Origin of the sequence: Staphylococcus simulans, from assembly GCF_047037175.1 — a bacterium.
Lineage (GTDB): Bacteria > Bacillota > Bacilli > Staphylococcales > Staphylococcaceae > Staphylococcus > Staphylococcus simulans_C.
In genome coordinates this window covers 2,038,105-2,052,605 of sequence record NZ_CP178241.1, presented here as the reverse complement: position 1 = coordinate 2,052,605, position 14,501 = coordinate 2,038,105, and the positions used below count along the sequence as shown (strand labels likewise).

The 14,501-nt window shown below is 32.8% G+C and carries 14 protein-coding genes; 2 read left to right on the top strand and 12 right to left on the bottom strand.

The features are described 5' to 3' along the window. Window positions 1–7: 7 nt before the first annotated feature. From ACFCT9_RS09920 to ACFCT9_RS09895, 6 genes are all read right to left on the bottom strand, one after another. Window positions 8–1,345, bottom strand: a complete 1,338-nt coding sequence (locus ACFCT9_RS09920; RefSeq protein WP_412518994.1) for a restriction endonuclease subunit S — start codon at window positions 1,343–1,345, stop codon at window positions 8–10. After that, entirely contained in the window at window positions 1,335–3,122 is a 1,788-nt protein-coding gene (locus ACFCT9_RS09915; RefSeq protein ID WP_217865754.1) for a type I restriction-modification system subunit M, read from the bottom strand. The genes ACFCT9_RS09920 and ACFCT9_RS09915 overlap by 11 nt, the downstream gene beginning before the upstream one ends. Window positions 3,123–3,264: 142 nt before the next feature. Continuing rightward, window positions 3,265–3,486, bottom strand: coding sequence for a hypothetical protein (locus tag ACFCT9_RS09910; protein WP_031838347.1), 222 nt, complete (start codon window positions 3,484–3,486; stop codon window positions 3,265–3,267). Between the two features lie 13 nt (window positions 3,487–3,499). Further along, complete coding sequence (locus tag ACFCT9_RS09905; protein WP_031797623.1) at window positions 3,500–4,006, bottom strand: DUF1643 domain-containing protein; 507 nt, start codon at window positions 4,004–4,006, stop codon at window positions 3,500–3,502. Between the two features lie 13 nt (window positions 4,007–4,019). Further along, window positions 4,020–4,331: a DUF960 family protein gene (locus ACFCT9_RS09900; protein ID WP_107519034.1), complete on the bottom strand. Its 312-nt coding sequence runs from the start codon at window positions 4,329–4,331 to the stop codon at window positions 4,020–4,022. A gap of 95 nt (window positions 4,332–4,426) precedes the next feature. After that, complete coding sequence (locus ACFCT9_RS09895) at window positions 4,427–4,765, bottom strand: SAUGI family uracil-DNA glycosylase inhibitor (protein ID WP_053464901.1); 339 nt, start codon at window positions 4,763–4,765, stop codon at window positions 4,427–4,429. Between the two features lie 553 nt (window positions 4,766–5,318). On the opposite strand from ACFCT9_RS09895, the gene ACFCT9_RS09890 reads away from it, so the two are divergent. Further along, entirely contained in the window at window positions 5,319–5,606 is a 288-nt protein-coding gene (locus ACFCT9_RS09890) for a hypothetical protein (RefSeq protein WP_412518992.1), read from the top strand. Between the two features lie 35 nt (window positions 5,607–5,641). On the opposite strand, the gene ccrB is transcribed toward ACFCT9_RS09890, so the two are convergent. The 6 genes from ccrB to ACFCT9_RS09860 form a co-directional block, all read right to left on the bottom strand. Continuing rightward, window positions 5,642–7,270: a cassette chromosome recombinase CcrB gene (ccrB, locus tag ACFCT9_RS09885; RefSeq protein WP_248313711.1), complete on the bottom strand. Its 1,629-nt coding sequence runs from the start codon at window positions 7,268–7,270 to the stop codon at window positions 5,642–5,644. Window positions 7,271–7,290: 20 nt separating this feature from the next. Further along, window positions 7,291–8,640 carry a cassette chromosome recombinase CcrA gene (gene ccrA, locus ACFCT9_RS09880; protein WP_412518990.1) on the bottom strand — a complete coding sequence of 450 codons (1,350 nt, stop codon included), beginning with the start codon at window positions 8,638–8,640 and terminating at the stop codon, window positions 7,291–7,293. A gap of 190 nt (window positions 8,641–8,830) precedes the next feature. Continuing rightward, window positions 8,831–9,109, bottom strand: coding sequence for a hypothetical protein (locus ACFCT9_RS09875; protein WP_412518988.1), 279 nt, complete (start codon window positions 9,107–9,109; stop codon window positions 8,831–8,833). Between the two features lie 68 nt (window positions 9,110–9,177). Then, on the bottom strand, window positions 9,178–10,971 hold the full coding sequence (cch1, locus tag ACFCT9_RS09870) for a cassette chromosome replicative helicase (protein ID WP_412518987.1): 1,794 nt from the start codon (window positions 10,969–10,971) through the stop codon (window positions 9,178–9,180). Then, window positions 10,971–11,264 (bottom strand): cassette chromosome ssDNA-binding protein, encoded by a 294-nt coding sequence (gene ssb / locus ACFCT9_RS09865; RefSeq protein ID WP_412518985.1) that lies wholly within the window; start codon window positions 11,262–11,264, stop codon window positions 10,971–10,973. Before ssb ends, cch1 begins: the two co-directional genes overlap by 1 nt. Window positions 11,265–11,446: 182 nt before the next feature. After that, window positions 11,447–12,439, bottom strand: a complete 993-nt coding sequence (locus ACFCT9_RS09860) for a hypothetical protein (protein WP_310797022.1) — start codon at window positions 12,437–12,439, stop codon at window positions 11,447–11,449. A gap of 119 nt (window positions 12,440–12,558) precedes the next feature. Here ACFCT9_RS09860 and ACFCT9_RS09855 point away from each other — a divergent pair, with 119 nt between their 5' ends. Next, window positions 12,559–14,490 carry an ATP-dependent DNA helicase gene (locus ACFCT9_RS09855; protein ID WP_204194915.1) on the top strand — a complete coding sequence of 644 codons (1,932 nt, stop codon included), beginning with the start codon at window positions 12,559–12,561 and terminating at the stop codon, window positions 14,488–14,490. Window positions 14,491–14,501: the final 11 nt, after the last annotated feature.

Here is a 14,501-nt window from a genome sequence, read left to right as displayed (position 1 = left end):
TCACTCCTTACAGTTCTTTTTTACCTGTGCTATACTCGTAAATTAATGATTTCTTATAATTCTCTAACTCTGCAATGACCTTTGTTTTATCTTCAATGAGTCTATCGATAGTAGAAATTTTATTATCTAAATATTGGACGATTTGTTCTTGTTCTTTTGCTGGTGGTTCAAATAGAATCAAAGATTTTAATATTCTTTGTGTAATGCTATAAACCTTAATTCCCTCTACTTTTTTCTGGATTTGAGAGCGAAACAGTAGAGACTCAAATAAATAAGAGAAATAAAAATAATTTATAAACTTTTTTGATTTTAAGATTATAGTATGAGATCCTGCAAAACACATTTCTTCATTAAGGTAACATGTGAAATTACCCGAACCTTCAATATCTTCTGAAGTATCAGCAAATATAAAATCTCCCTGGTTAATAAGTGAATTTTTATATTCGAGATAGTGAGAGTCTACTTTTTGTACGACATCATATCGTAAATCAAAATGAAAACCGTATTTTGAATGAATTTCACCATAATTGATTACGGGAATACCTGTATCTATTAAATTTTTTTTAGTAATGTTTAAACCTCGATATAATTCAAAAAGATATTTAATTTTATTTATTTTCCAATGTTTTGGTACATTCATCATTGGTTCAATACCACTATCTTTCATTTCGACAGTTGAGTCGAGACCTTTTGTAACTGCTTCGGTGATTAGTGATTGTTTGTATTTTTTTAGTTCTTTGATGGATTGTTCGGTCTGATTTATTAATTTATTTACAACTTTTATGTCTTTTGCTAAACTCTTGACAATTAAGTCTTGAACTCTCCTAGGAGGTAGGGGAAGCAATAAACCAGCTAATTTATCCATAGGTATTCTCATTCTAATTGTATTCAATTTACCTGTAGATGACTCTCTCATCATTATTCCATTGCCTAAACCTAAAAGACTTCGTTGGAACTCTCTTGTTCGAAATAAATAATAGTAATAAGTTATATTAATTTCTTCCGAAGTTGTGTATAACGTATAATACACGGGACTAACAACACCCGTGTATCGAGATAGTCCTACTGCACCCGCTAATATATTCATACTGTTAATCACAATATCATTTGGATGAGCTACTTTATAGGCTGTTAGATCCGACTTGGATTTATTTCCGCCACCAGTCTTTTCTGCATAAGGAAAGATTCCTCTTTCGACTGATAATGATAAAATATTATCAGTAATTATTGGATTATTCTTTTCGTTTCTTTCTTCAAGTGTATACTTTAGCTTTCTAATTTCCCAATCTTCTGGTATTTCCCCAATCCACTTAATTCCACTATCCTTCATTTTCCTAGTCAACATTTTCCACATCCTTCCCTGATAGTGCTTGGAAGTTTGCGACAATTGATTCCTCTAATTTTTTGATGCGTTCAGCAATGACTTCTGATGGCTCTGGTGCTGTGTACTTATAGAAAAGTCGCGTAAAGGGAATTTCATAGCCAACCTTATCTTTTTTACGATCCACCCATGCCTCTGAACTAAACGGCAATACCTCACGTTCAAAATATTCGTTAATATCTTCTGTTAACGGAATATCTTCTGTATCTCTAAGGCTCGCGTCTACACTCATACTTCCATTCTTCTTATAAACGATATCACCGTTTTCGTCTCGTTGTGGACGTTCAATCGTGACTCTAGTAAATCCGAATGAGGCGTTCTTAAAGATTTTTGATTCTACTGTTTTATCTCCAAGATGATATTCTTTATTATCAAACTCTCCATAAGCTTGAACAATTAATTCTCTACATTCTTCAGAAATATCTACTCTTTTTTCACCAATATTTTTACGACGTTTTTCATACATATTAGACGCATCAACAAGTTGAACTTTTCCTTGACGTTCTGGAGATTTATTTTTAGTAATAATCCAAATATATGTCGCAATTCCTGTATTGTAGAATAAGTCATTAGGAAGTTGGATTATGCCCTCTAACCAATCATTTTCAATTACGTACTGACGAATTAAACTCTCGCCAGCACCTGGATTTCCAGAGAATAAGGCAGAACCGTTGTGAATAATTGCCATACGCCCAGTTTCTTTTAATTTTGAAATTCCATTGAGTTGAAATAGTAACTGTCCGTCACTAATTCGAGGCAAACCAACTCCAAAACGACCGAGTTCACCAAGTTCGTGTTCTGTTTTTACTGATTTTTGATCTTTCTTCCAATCGACACCAAATGGTGGGTTGGAGATACAATAATCAAACGTAAACCCTTCAAACTGATCGTTAGTTAGAGTACTTCCGAGTGCCATGTTCCCTGGATCTCCACCACGAATCATTGTATCTGCTTTAGCAATAGCATAAGTTTCTGGGTTTAGCTCTTGCCCAAATGTAGCTACCTCTGCAGTATCATTCATATCGTGAATGCGTTCTGTCATTGCTGAGAGCATTTGAGAAGTTCCCATTGTCTGATCGTAAACTGTTTTAAATACATGATCTTTAAACAAAGTATCTTTATCTTCGATGAGCAATAAATCAGTCATAAGATAAATAATATCTCTACTTGTAAAGTGCGCTCCTGCTTCTTCGTTGTAACTTTCTGAAAATTTTCGGACAAGCTCCTCGAACACGTATCCCATATCGGTGCTCGTCATCTTGTCTGGACCTAGATATGCATCTGCCTTGTTAAATTCTTGAATTACATAAAATAGCGCATCATTATCTGCCATTGTCGTAATTTCAACATCAAACTTAAAGTTATCGAGAATATCTTGCATGTTTTCAGAGAAACCGTTGAGATAAGCTCTAAAGTTCGATTCAATATTTGCTGGGTCTGCGAGTAATGTTTCAAAAGTATATAAGCTTGTATTATAAAATGAATACCCTGAAGCGTTCTTCAAAAGGTGTTCTCGCATCACGTCATTCATTGATTGGGTACTTTCTGCGGTCTTAAGAACTTCGTCTCGCGTTTTTAGTAACGTATCATGAAGACGCTTAATGACTGTCATTGGTAAGATGACCTTCCCATACTCATGGGGTTTATATAATCCTCTTAAAATGTCTGCAACGTTCCAAATAAGATTTGCTTGTTTTTGGACGTTGATTGATGTTTGGTGGTGTCTTTTATATTCATTCATTATGTATATCTCCTTTAGTAGATAAAAAGTTGAAGTTCTCTACTTCTATATTATCAGAGATTAAAATAAAAAAAACAGTAATAAGAGCATCCCTCACCGTAAAGTGAAGGATGCTCTGTTTTTATTATAATTAGTATAATGTTCACTTTGATAGGTAATGGTTAATAATTGTCTGTAAATCATTGTTAAGTACCGTTGTTATAGAGTCATCATACATAAAATCGTTATAGATTTTATCAAGTATTTCCTCATCTTCCATCGCTGTAAAATGATGTACTAGTCCTTTTACTATTGAAACGTAATCTTGTGATGCTAAGCAACTAGCAACCGTATGCCAATCTGATTGTGTGGTTTCATGGTTCATAGATAATCCCCTTTTATTTCAATGTCCATTTTTGACGTGCTTTCGGATTAAGGGGGTGCATGATTTCATTGGTTGCTGGGTTCATGAGTTGTTTCACTTTCTTCTTATGTGGTTTCAACATTTCTAATACTTCATTAACACGTGCTTCAACAACGGGCTTTTTAGCGTAAGCACCCCATGCTAATATCACTTCATCTGATTCTTTCACTGCTTTCATAATTTGAATATTTGTATGATTATCATAAGCATTTTCTTCTAAATGTTTGAGATTGATAGGTGTTGTAATATTAGAGTATAGATTCACAAAATAGATGGACCCAAATGCATCCATTTCTGAAACTTTGTTCATAATGAGTTGGGTTGTTAGGTCAATATTGATAATGCCATCATAGTGCGGATACATCGTGATGATTGTAAGTGTTTGTTTTTCACTGTCCCATGTCTTTGTTAGTAAGTAGCGGTGAGTTCTCTTTTCGTCAAATATTGCAGTAGTGACAAGTGTATTTGTGATATTTTCCATTGATTTTATCTCCTTAATATTCATTTGGTAATAACATGACATAATAAGAAAGGCCTACATCATCTTCACGGATAATGTAGACCTTATTGATATTGATAGGTTGATTGATATTTGCCTTTTGAGTTTTCACATACGCTGGTCGTTCTTGTTTGTGTTTGATATATAATTGATTGCGATGTTTATTGAACTGGAATATATGAAAATAATCTACTGAAGTATTATCTTTGGTTTGTTCTTGTTCTCGCTCAGATACGAGTTGCCATAATTGGTGTTGTAAGATATTAGGTAAGTTGTTGGCGATACCCCGGGTGATATATCTATTCATAAGAGACTTCCTTTCGTTCTGACTCTTTCATCCAAATGATGATTTCACTTAGTATTGTAATGACTAATTGTGTAATTTTGATGTATTTATGCATATTATTGTCCTCCTGTTAGTAAGTATCGTTGATCCAAAAGAGGCATGATAGTGTTGTGTAGGTATAAGAAATCCATATCGTGATTTTCGTCGATATAACCGATGGCTATGAGCTGTTTCTGATAGTAGAGAATGAAAGGATAGAGATTGCTTTCGTGAAGTGTGTCAGAGTAGTAGGTATAGGTTTGAAGTATTTTATTACTAAGTGGACCAAGCCTTACATATTGGTCAGGTAGGATATTATCAGCGACTTCCTCGATGGATTCACATTCCCATTTTTCTTCCTTTGGCAGATTGAATAAGTTGGTTATATAATGCTTGAGTTGTTGTTCTAGTGTCATCATTATGACCTCCTAATGTGTTTGATGGATGTATGCATGTGATACATCATTTTGATAATATAAGTTTGAAATACCATTTGTTTCGCCTAGAAATCCCACTGAAATACAGAAAAGATTCCAATAGAAAGTCGTCACAATTGTTGATATGACAAGGAAATCCCGTTATCCCGCTCATTTCTCGGGAAATATAGCTATATATTTATATATCATTTGGATATGTAGATGTAATTACGACTTATTTTTTCTTTTTATATTATTTATCTATAAATAATAATGGGATTTCGGGATTACGCTTGCGTAATCCTTCTCCTACATGAAGTTATCCAATCCCATTGCTATCCCGTTCATATTTTATTTTGGGATGTTCTTTCGTCATACAATATAAGCTTCACATTGAGTTGTGACTTGTTAGTATGTTGAAAAGGTTCGTTAGATGGGTGTTATTGAATGACGAAAGGACACTGAGAAAATAAGTTGAAATACATATAATTTAACTTTGACTAACTTTGACTTTTGGTGTAATATAAAGTGAAAGTCAAAGGAGTTGAAGCTAGTGGTAAGTTTTAGTAAATATGGTTATTATTCAGATGATGACTTGAAGTATGATATGAATGGTTCCATTGATGGTTATCATTTACATGATGGAATATACATTACTGATAGAGTTTGGTTTTACATGCAGGAAAAAGATATGGATTTTGAAGATGCTCTCAATGCATTAGGTTTGAATTATGATGAAGCTATTGCAGATGAGGAGGATATCCCAAAACTAGACGAAAAAAGACAGCGTTTGATGGACGATCTATACAGGTTTCCATTTGAATATGATGAAGATAAGTGATAGGCAAGGTGCATAAATGCATCTTGCTTTTTTTATTAGATTTTAAGGTAAAGAGTTTGAGGCAAAAACAAAGACGAAGTGCTGAGAAGCACTTCGTCGAGCTGAGTATTATTGAAAAGTTGTTTAATAATCTCATTATTGAGCTTGAGTGTGACATAGAATTGCTTTTTATGATTACCATCTTTACGAATATCGATACGATCAATGACCGTAAGGTATAATGCTTTGAGTTGTGATTTATCCATGGATTCTATGTTTTGAAATATTCGTTGTAATAGGAGAGCGATTTGTTTCGTATCATAAGATGGTTTCTCTTGATTTTGTTGCTGCTTTAGTTGATTCATTTGGTTTGTAATGTCATTGAGTTGTGTTTCATATTGATGAATGGTTGGTTTGAGTGCAGATGTTAAGTCTGGATTGTCTTCGATGGTTTGAACTAGATTTTTAAGTTTAGTGTTAATTTCATCAAATTGTTGTTGTTTATAAGCAATATCATGATTGAGCGCAGCTACATCGACTTGATTTTCTTGATTAACACGTTCGACAACTTGTTTGATAACTTTATCACTTTTGACTATTTCGAGTATTTGATCCATAACATACTTTTCGATAACATCAGCTCTAACACTATTGGCTGAACATACCTTTGATCCTTTGTTGCGAAAGTTACTACAAGAATAATAACGTATTCGCTTCTTGGTACCATCTTTCAATGTGTTCGTTGTGTTACTAGCTGCCATTGGTGCACCACATTGTGGACAGTGAATAATACCTGTTAATAAATTGGTTCCTTTCCCATGAACTTGAGGTTTTTGACTGACCTGTTTTTTGCGTGATTGGACTTTATCCCATAATTCTTGACTAATAATAGGAGGGTGTTTACCATCAGCTATAATAGGTTTATCATTCAGTCCTTTACGTCGCTTTTCATTCCAATCTTTGTACTTCGCAAATTGAATTTTACCAATGTAGAATGGATTGACTAAAATATAGGTTATTGAATTGATGCTAAAAGGATTACCTTTTTTAGTAACATATCCTTTGTGATTGAGGGCATTGGCAATTTTACGATAACCATGTCCTTTGGCATAAGATTCGAATATATATTTCACGATATTCGCTTCATGTTGATTAATCATCAGTTCGTGTTTATTATCAGGTATTTTGTCATATCCTAGTGGCAAATTCCCTTGATAGTAGCCTTCTTGTGCACGTCTGGTTTGGCCCATGAATACATTCTCGACAATGTTATTACGTTCGAATTCTGAGAAGCTCGCAAGTATTTGTAACATGAGCTTACCAGAAGAAGTATTGACTTCCATACGTTCAGATAAGCTGAAGAATTCGACATTTTGACGATGAAGGTCTTCAACAATTTTGAGTAAGTCTGATGTATTACGTGCGAGTCGATTTGTTTTATATACCATGACACAATCGATGAGACCCTCATTTGCATCATGTAACATACGTTGAAGTTCAGGACGGTTCATAGACTTTCCTGATATACCACGATCGGCGTATATATCTTTGACCTCGAAATGATGAAAGTTACAATATTCTTTGATTTGATTGATTTGTCCATCGATACTATAACCTTCAGTACTTTGGATTTCCGTTGATACACGAACATAGATACCGACACGTTTTTGTTTGAGTTGTTGCATGATTTTTTCATCCTTTCTGATTAAACAATCGATGATTGCGAGGTTTGGTTCACAATGTTCAATGGTTCATTTTTGAAATAGATCCCAACAAGGGCTTTGTTTTTTGTAATGCGAACTTCATCAATATAGGGATTCAGCATGTTTAACGTGAAACTTTTCTGTATAACCTTTTGTAGTGATGCTTTTATACGAATATCACTTATTGCTTGTATAGGTTTATTCTGTAGATTAATTGATTGGGACTGTTCTCTGAATGTTTCTACATCAATTTTTCCTTGTGCTAAATTTTCAATAAGCTTTTCCTGAGTTAATGTGTTACTAGTATCATGCATCCTTTGTTTTTTGAGTCGTTGTTGAATTGTATGGTTGATTTTTGAATACAACTGTTGATTTTGAAAGAAGTCTTGACATGTAGCTAAGACACTCGCTTCTAATGATTGTGCGTTGATTCCTTTGAATTCACAGACAAAACGAGATGCATTCATATTTTGTGGACAGACATAATAACGTAATGTACGGTGCTTTTTTCTAATGGTTATATTAGTCAACGTTGAACCACAATAAGGACATTTGATTTTTTGTTTGAGTTGATTAGCTGATGATGTCCGTTTGAGTTGCTTTTGTGATCGTATCGCTTGAGCTTGTTCATATATACTTGTCGAAACAATAGAAGGACACATGTTGTCATATTGCCCGTATTGATTAATGACTCGACCACAATAATTGGGGTTCATGATAATATTACGTACTTGATAGGGTTTACGATTGATGAATTTCTCGTCAGCTTCTAAGTACTGTGCAATTTTTTTATAACCATAGCCTTGAAGATAATAACTGAATACAGCTTTTATTGTTGGTGCTTTTACTGTGTCTATCGTGAAAGTACCATTATGATATTGATACCCAAAGGGTGCATGTGTTGTAATCATTTTACCTTGTTTCGCTTTTTCTTTGATTCCATTTTTGACTTGTTCGCCTATATTATCGGATTCTAGTTCGGCCAAGCTGATGAAAATATTGAGTTTGAGCCGATCGAATGCTTTATCCATATCAAAATAGCCATCATGAACGCTTAAGATATGAACATGGTATTTTTGACATAATTTCATGAGTTTTAATGCATTTTTTAGATTACGATGAAGTCGATTCAGACGATAGCAACATAGTACGTCACATTGTCCTTGTTGAATCAGTTCAGTAATTTGTTGATAACCATTCCGCTTATCAGTGCGTCCTGATTGCTTATCGCTATAAAATGTGATGTGTTGAATATTGTGTTTTTCAGCTAATGTCTTGATGGCTTGTTTCTGTGCTGCTAGGGATTGTTGCTTTGTAGTGCTCTGTCGTAAGTAACCTATTGCTTGTTTCATCGTATTTCCTCCTTCCACATTGATAATATATATTTATGAACGAATTTATGCATATGCCCAACGCCATCAGGCGTTGGGCATTAACTTTAGTCATCAGCGTGATTAATTTCTTCAATCACTAAATCAGCGAGTAATGTGATTAATTCGTCCATATTATTCCTCCCAATTGATTATGATAGTAATAAAAGTGTTATACCAACATTGGAAATATTGTAATGAATTCAATTTTTCGCTTTGAGCAGAGTCTATACAATTCAGGATAATCTTCATAAATGCCCCAAAAGACAATACGTTTAGGTTTGATGTTTTTAAGTTTAATGTCATTTATTAATTGGATATCGTCGTCATAATATTTTGTAATTTTACAACCATTTGATTTACAGAATGATTTAATGTCATCAATTGGCATACTTTCTAAAACTTCAGATCTTTCGTCTGTAATATTATGTGCTAATACAATTACATTCATAGTTAATTCCTCCAGTTGATTTAATGAGCTACAACGCATAGAGCGTTGTAGCGGTATAATATTCAAATTTATATTTCTAAATCGTCACTTGCTTCTTTTTCTTTCGCTTGTTTAATAAAATTATTAAGCAAATCTGGATTTGTATTACCATCAAATTGCGGTGATGTGAAAGTTTCTGTATTGGAACTTAAGCCAAAAATAGGGGCAAGTTCTTTATCCAATTTAAGATGATAGAATACAATACTCCTAGATTTTCCTTGAGCATCCTTGACACTCCGTTTGGTCGTTTTTCGGTTACGGTCAGATTGAATATGTCCTTTATCTCGTAGCGCATTGACGACATTTTGTACATCTTGATATTGGTTTTCTTCTAACATGTGTTTAAAAACATCTTTAAGCATCTTGACTTGAATGTGACCATCTTTGAGTTCAATAAGTCCATAATTTTCTGTCATCGTTGATAGTTTATTATCTTCAGAAAATTTGCCTCTATTCTGTGCCACAAACTGAACAATAGTTTCGACTGATTTATCAGCGAGAGACCTTTCATTTACTGAATCTGAATGATAATTCACTAAGTATTCTCTAACTGCGTCCAAATCGATTGGGGTTGCGATTACACGTTCCAATATGCGGGCTGATGTCGTTATTGTTGCGTATCGCTTGAACATGCGAATACCTGTATTGCTGGTTTCATTTTCTAGTCGTGTTTTGAACCATTGGTGCTCAGTGCGGAACCATTGTATGACTTCTTGTTCACGATTGAGTAGATACTCAGCTACTAAGGGCATGACATGACCATAATTCGCTGATATGCCTTTTTTAATGGCATCTGCATTGTCAGCGCTTGTCGTAAAGGCTTCAGATATTTCGATTGTACGTACATTCAAACCATCATTACGTGCAGATTTATTGAATATACTAAATTCTGATGTGCTGATGATTGACGTACCTGATTGTTTGATGGGTTTAATACCTCCATGAATATTTGCACGTTGACGACCTTGCCCTTCAGATAGACTATACAAAATCTCAGTGAATTGACCCAATCTAGAAGTAGAAAGTTCGTCTAAGACGATAGGCACGCCATAATTATTATTTATATAAGCTTCTAAGGCATTAGGTGTACCGTTCCAAGATCGGAACAAACTTTTGCTTCCTTTATTAGGGTTACCACATATAGAGACGGCTAGAGTAGCAGCCGAAGTCTTACCTGAAGAGGATTGACCTCGGAAACTATAGATGGTACCGGAAAACTCAATTTCATGTAAGTTTTTAAGGTAGGCTATGACTAATGATGAAACACCAAAAATCACTGCGAGCTCCAGTAACAAGTTCCCTTTTACTTCATCAAGATACATTTTCCACCAGCCTTCAAAAGTGCCTTTAGGTTGTAGATCGTATTGTATATCGCATAGGATTTCTTCATTTAAGGAACGCTGTATCTTTTTAGATACATAAGGTTCATCCAACGATATGATAGGGTAGTTTTCAGTGTTAATTACACCAACACCTTGATACATTGATGATACAGGAGTTTTAGCTCGCATTTGTTGAAGTATAAACCCTAAATCTCTGACATATTTTTCATTTATATTGAATCCAAATTTGATAATGCTTGGAAGCTTTTGTGATGACAGAATGTCAGCCTCTTCAATTAGTTCGGTATTATTAAAATCTGATAAAATAATTTTTTCAACTTTAGTCTCTGGATCTATGAATCTTGCTGTTATAACAATGGGGCTTGATATGAAAACTTTTTTATCATCATCTTCATTTTTCTTGGCAGGGATAATTAAAAACCAACCGACCATTGTCAAAATCGCATTCCCAAGTTTGAAAGGTAAGTTTGAAGGGTTCATTAGAACCCACCTCCTTTCCAGTTATTTTTGTGACGCATTGGATTCGATCCTGTTTTACGGTAAATTAAATTCCCGCTACTATTTTTACCAATAATGACAAATGGAACATTTGGCGCGTGCTTTACAAAATATGCAAACCAACGACCCACGTCTTGTTGTACTTCAGTTGAACATGTAATGTCCGTTTTTACATTTAAGTCATGAAATGTGAATGTAGTGTCTTCATCTAGATTGAAAGCAGCACCTAAACGTCTTCTTTTAAGTTCGTTAAAATCTTCACCTTCGTACTTCATAATTATTTACCTCCGAATGTATTAATTTGTGTATCGGCCGAATACATATATAACTATATAGGTAATAGTGTGAAGAGTAAGTCTGTAAAATAGACTTGAAAATTCCAGACAAAAATTTTGAAGAAATATATTGACAAAAAAAGAAGTACCAATTTTCATCGGCACTTCTATAATGATGGTTACTATTTTGACTTGATATAAAAATATTCAGAATCATCAAGGTTATTTTTTCCATTGATGTCCTTATTTAAATGATAATTTAAAGCTTTTTTTAATTCAGAGATAAGTTTGTTGCGATTTTCTTTGGTGTACACTGGAGATTCGACTAACTCACTTTGATTTAATAATCTAATTATTAAGTCTTTCGGGGCAGATGCTTGAGTTTCTTTGTTAGTTAAATACTTCGCAAGGTTTACATCAATTTGGACACGGTGCTCTTGCTTTAGATAATCATTGTAGTTATAAGATTGATATGTAGCTAATTTTGAATTAACTTCGTCGCTAAGTTCAGCTAATTCATCAAGATAGTAATCCATTAAATCTAATTTTTGTGAACTATTCACATCTGGAGCTGTTAGTATATCAATAATTTTAGATTTTATACCGATTTCAATGTTTGAATTGACTAAGAAATATAAATAATAATTTGTCATTGCCGTTTCGTAATCAACAAAGTCTGTAACTTCAGTTTTAATAAAATAAAAAAGATTTTCATTAATTTTATTTGTATATTCCAAATCTTTTTTATTGACTCCGTTTTTTAAAAAGTGTATATACTTAGAGTTGTTTAACAATATATCATGTATAACAGATTTACTTTCAGATTTAAATGCATAGGATTTTCCAATTTTAAAGTTTTCAGAATCAATGCCTAGTGCAAGACAAAACTTTTTGAAATTTGCTGAAAAGTTAGTTTTAGTTGACACAAATAAATCATGATCTTCCCATTTTTTTGGTATATTTTCGTCATCTGTATGATGGGTGTAATAAATACGTTCTACTTCAAGTTTAATTATATCATTGAGGTTCAATGTGTAATTTTCTTTATTACGATTGTTGTGATTGCTATCTAATTCCTCATAAGGTTTACTTGCTTGATTCATCACATCTTTTACATCTTTCGTATCCATATTTCCAATTATTGATTGCAATTCACGCCCCCAATTGCTGTTCATCAGATCACTCATTTCTTCATTTTCTTTTAATTATACTCTATTGAAATATAAATATTCATAGGGAACATAGGTTCTTTTTGTGGTATAATATAAGAACTTAAGTTCCGGGGGGTGTGTCTGTGAATTATCAGAGGATTTATCAAGAAATTGATAAAGCAATACAAAATATGAGTAAAATGGGAATGGAGACTAGGGAAGGTCAAGAGAATCTTATGTATAGCGTTGGTGAAGCTTTTGAAAAGCATGAAAATGTTATTGTAGAAGCACAAGTAGGTATTGGCAAATCATTTGGCTACTTAATACCGGGGATTATAATTTCAATGGCTACTAATAAACCACTTATTGTTGCTAGTTCAACTATTCAATTAACTGAACAATTATCTAGTGATATAAAAAAAGTAGAAAATATACTTAACCTTGATATTGATTGTATAGTTGGCAAAGGGATTACAAATTATCCTTGTTTTAGAAAAATCCACGATAATTTAAAATCTGAAAAGTTAAATATAGCATTAGATATTGCTAATCGAGGTTTGACTAAGCAAGAAGTAAATAATTTACCGATAGATTGGGATGATATTAGCACTGATAGATGTATATATGAAAAATGTATTCATAGTAAAGATTGCTCTTTTTTGAAAATGAGAAATCAAATGGTAAAAGGAAATAATCATATTAGACTTAAAGGGTCTAAACCAAAAGTAATAATTGTTAATCAAAACCTACTTTTACAACATTATAAAAACAAAAAGACAGGTAAAAAGGGAATAATTTATGAAAATCCTTGTATGATTATAATTGATGAAGTACATAATTTGGAAGAAAACCAGCGTGCTGCGTACACTACAAGTATTAAATCTTCTTATTGTATTAGTACTTTAAAAAGAGCAATAAATAAGGTTAACGGAAATAAACACGATTTTGAATGTGTGAGTGAGTTAAAGAGTTGGTTTAATAGCCAGTTAACTTATATAAAGTCTCACAATATGTATGAAAGTAATCAAGTTATCAATAGTGGAAGAATACAGATTAATAAAAGTAATATTATTAACTTGGATAAGTTAATAGAAAATTTAGAAGAGTTAAAAAGCATGCTTGAATTAAAAAGTTTAGATACTTTTATTAGAAAACAAAAAGTGAATGATAATGAATTAGATGAAATAGAAAATATTATAAAAGCATTAGAAATTATAGCTACAAATGATGATAATTATGTTATATGGAGTGAAATGTTATTTAATAATCAAATTAGAATATCGTATTGTCCTAGCAACCCCTCTAAAATATTAAATAAAACTTTATTTAATGGTGATAATATAGTTGCTTGCTTTTCAGCAACGATTACAAGTGATTCTAGTGAGATGGACGGATATAACTATATAATAGAAAGTATAGGATTTAATGGCTACCATGAAAATGTCGAAAAAAATGAGTTTCCATATGATGAAAGTAGGTTATACATTCCTTCGCAATTGCCAAATCATAATAAGCGAGATAATGAATACTATAAAGAAATAGCAAAGCATATTTACAATGTATCAATACATAACCCTGGAGGTACAATGGTTTTATTTACGGCCAAAGAAGATATTTCATTTGTATCTAATGAGTTAAAAAAGCTAAATATCCAAAAGTGTCTTTATTTAGATAACGGCGAAGTAAGTCAAAATGAAATAATTCAAAACTTCAAAAAAACACATGGAATAATATTAGGTACAGGAGTGTTTTGGGAAGGGATAGATTTGAAAGAGAAACATTTAACATCACTTATAATAGTAAGATTACCATTTCCAGTTCCTGACCCAGTAATACAAAGAAAGATTGAATTACTGGGTGATAGTGAACAAGTATTAGTACCAGAGATGATTATGAAGTTTAAACAAGGTACCGGTAGATTGATCAGAACATCAAAAGATAGAGGATTATTGACAATATTGGATTCAAGAATGAATAACAAAAATTACCGACATAGAGCATCAATATTAAATTCGATACCAATAAAAAATAAAATTGATGATTCCGATGTGATGAATTTTTTGACATCCTTATAACTTTATTTTTT

Bases quoted from the DNA above. Each gene is read 5' to 3' on its own strand.
- ACFCT9_RS09900 (WP_107519034.1), bottom strand. From the start codon at position 4,331: ATGAATAGATATATCACCCGGGGTATCGCCAACAACTTACCTAATATC.
- ACFCT9_RS09910 (WP_031838347.1), bottom strand. From the start codon at position 3,486: ATGAACCATGAAACCACACAATCAGATTGGCATACGGTTGCTAGTTGC.
- ccrB (WP_248313711.1), bottom strand. From the start codon at position 7,270: ATGCAACAACTCAAACAAAAACGTGTCGGTATCTATGTTCGTGTATCA.
- ACFCT9_RS09895 (WP_053464901.1), bottom strand. From the start codon at position 4,765: ATGACACTAGAACAACAACTCAAGCATTATATAACCAACTTATTCAAT.
- ACFCT9_RS09875 (WP_412518988.1), bottom strand. From the start codon at position 9,109: ATGAATGTAATTGTATTAGCACATAATATTACAGACGAAAGATCTGAA.
- ACFCT9_RS09860 (WP_310797022.1), bottom strand. From the start codon at position 12,439: ATGAACAGCAATTGGGGGCGTGAATTGCAATCAATAATTGGAAATATG.
- ssb (WP_412518985.1), bottom strand. From the start codon at position 11,264: ATGAAGTACGAAGGTGAAGATTTTAACGAACTTAAAAGAAGACGTTTA.
- ACFCT9_RS09920 (WP_412518994.1), bottom strand. From the start codon at position 1,345: ATGTTGACTAGGAAAATGAAGGATAGTGGAATTAAGTGGATTGGGGAA.
- ccrA (WP_412518990.1), bottom strand. From the start codon at position 8,640: ATGAAACAAGCAATAGGTTACTTACGACAGAGCACTACAAAGCAACAA.
- cch1 (WP_412518987.1), bottom strand. From the start codon at position 10,971: ATGAACCCTTCAAACTTACCTTTCAAACTTGGGAATGCGATTTTGACA.
- ACFCT9_RS09905 (WP_031797623.1), bottom strand. From the start codon at position 4,006: ATGGAAAATATCACAAATACACTTGTCACTACTGCAATATTTGACGAA.
- ACFCT9_RS09915 (WP_217865754.1), bottom strand. From the start codon at position 3,122: ATGAATGAATATAAAAGACACCACCAAACATCAATCAACGTCCAAAAA.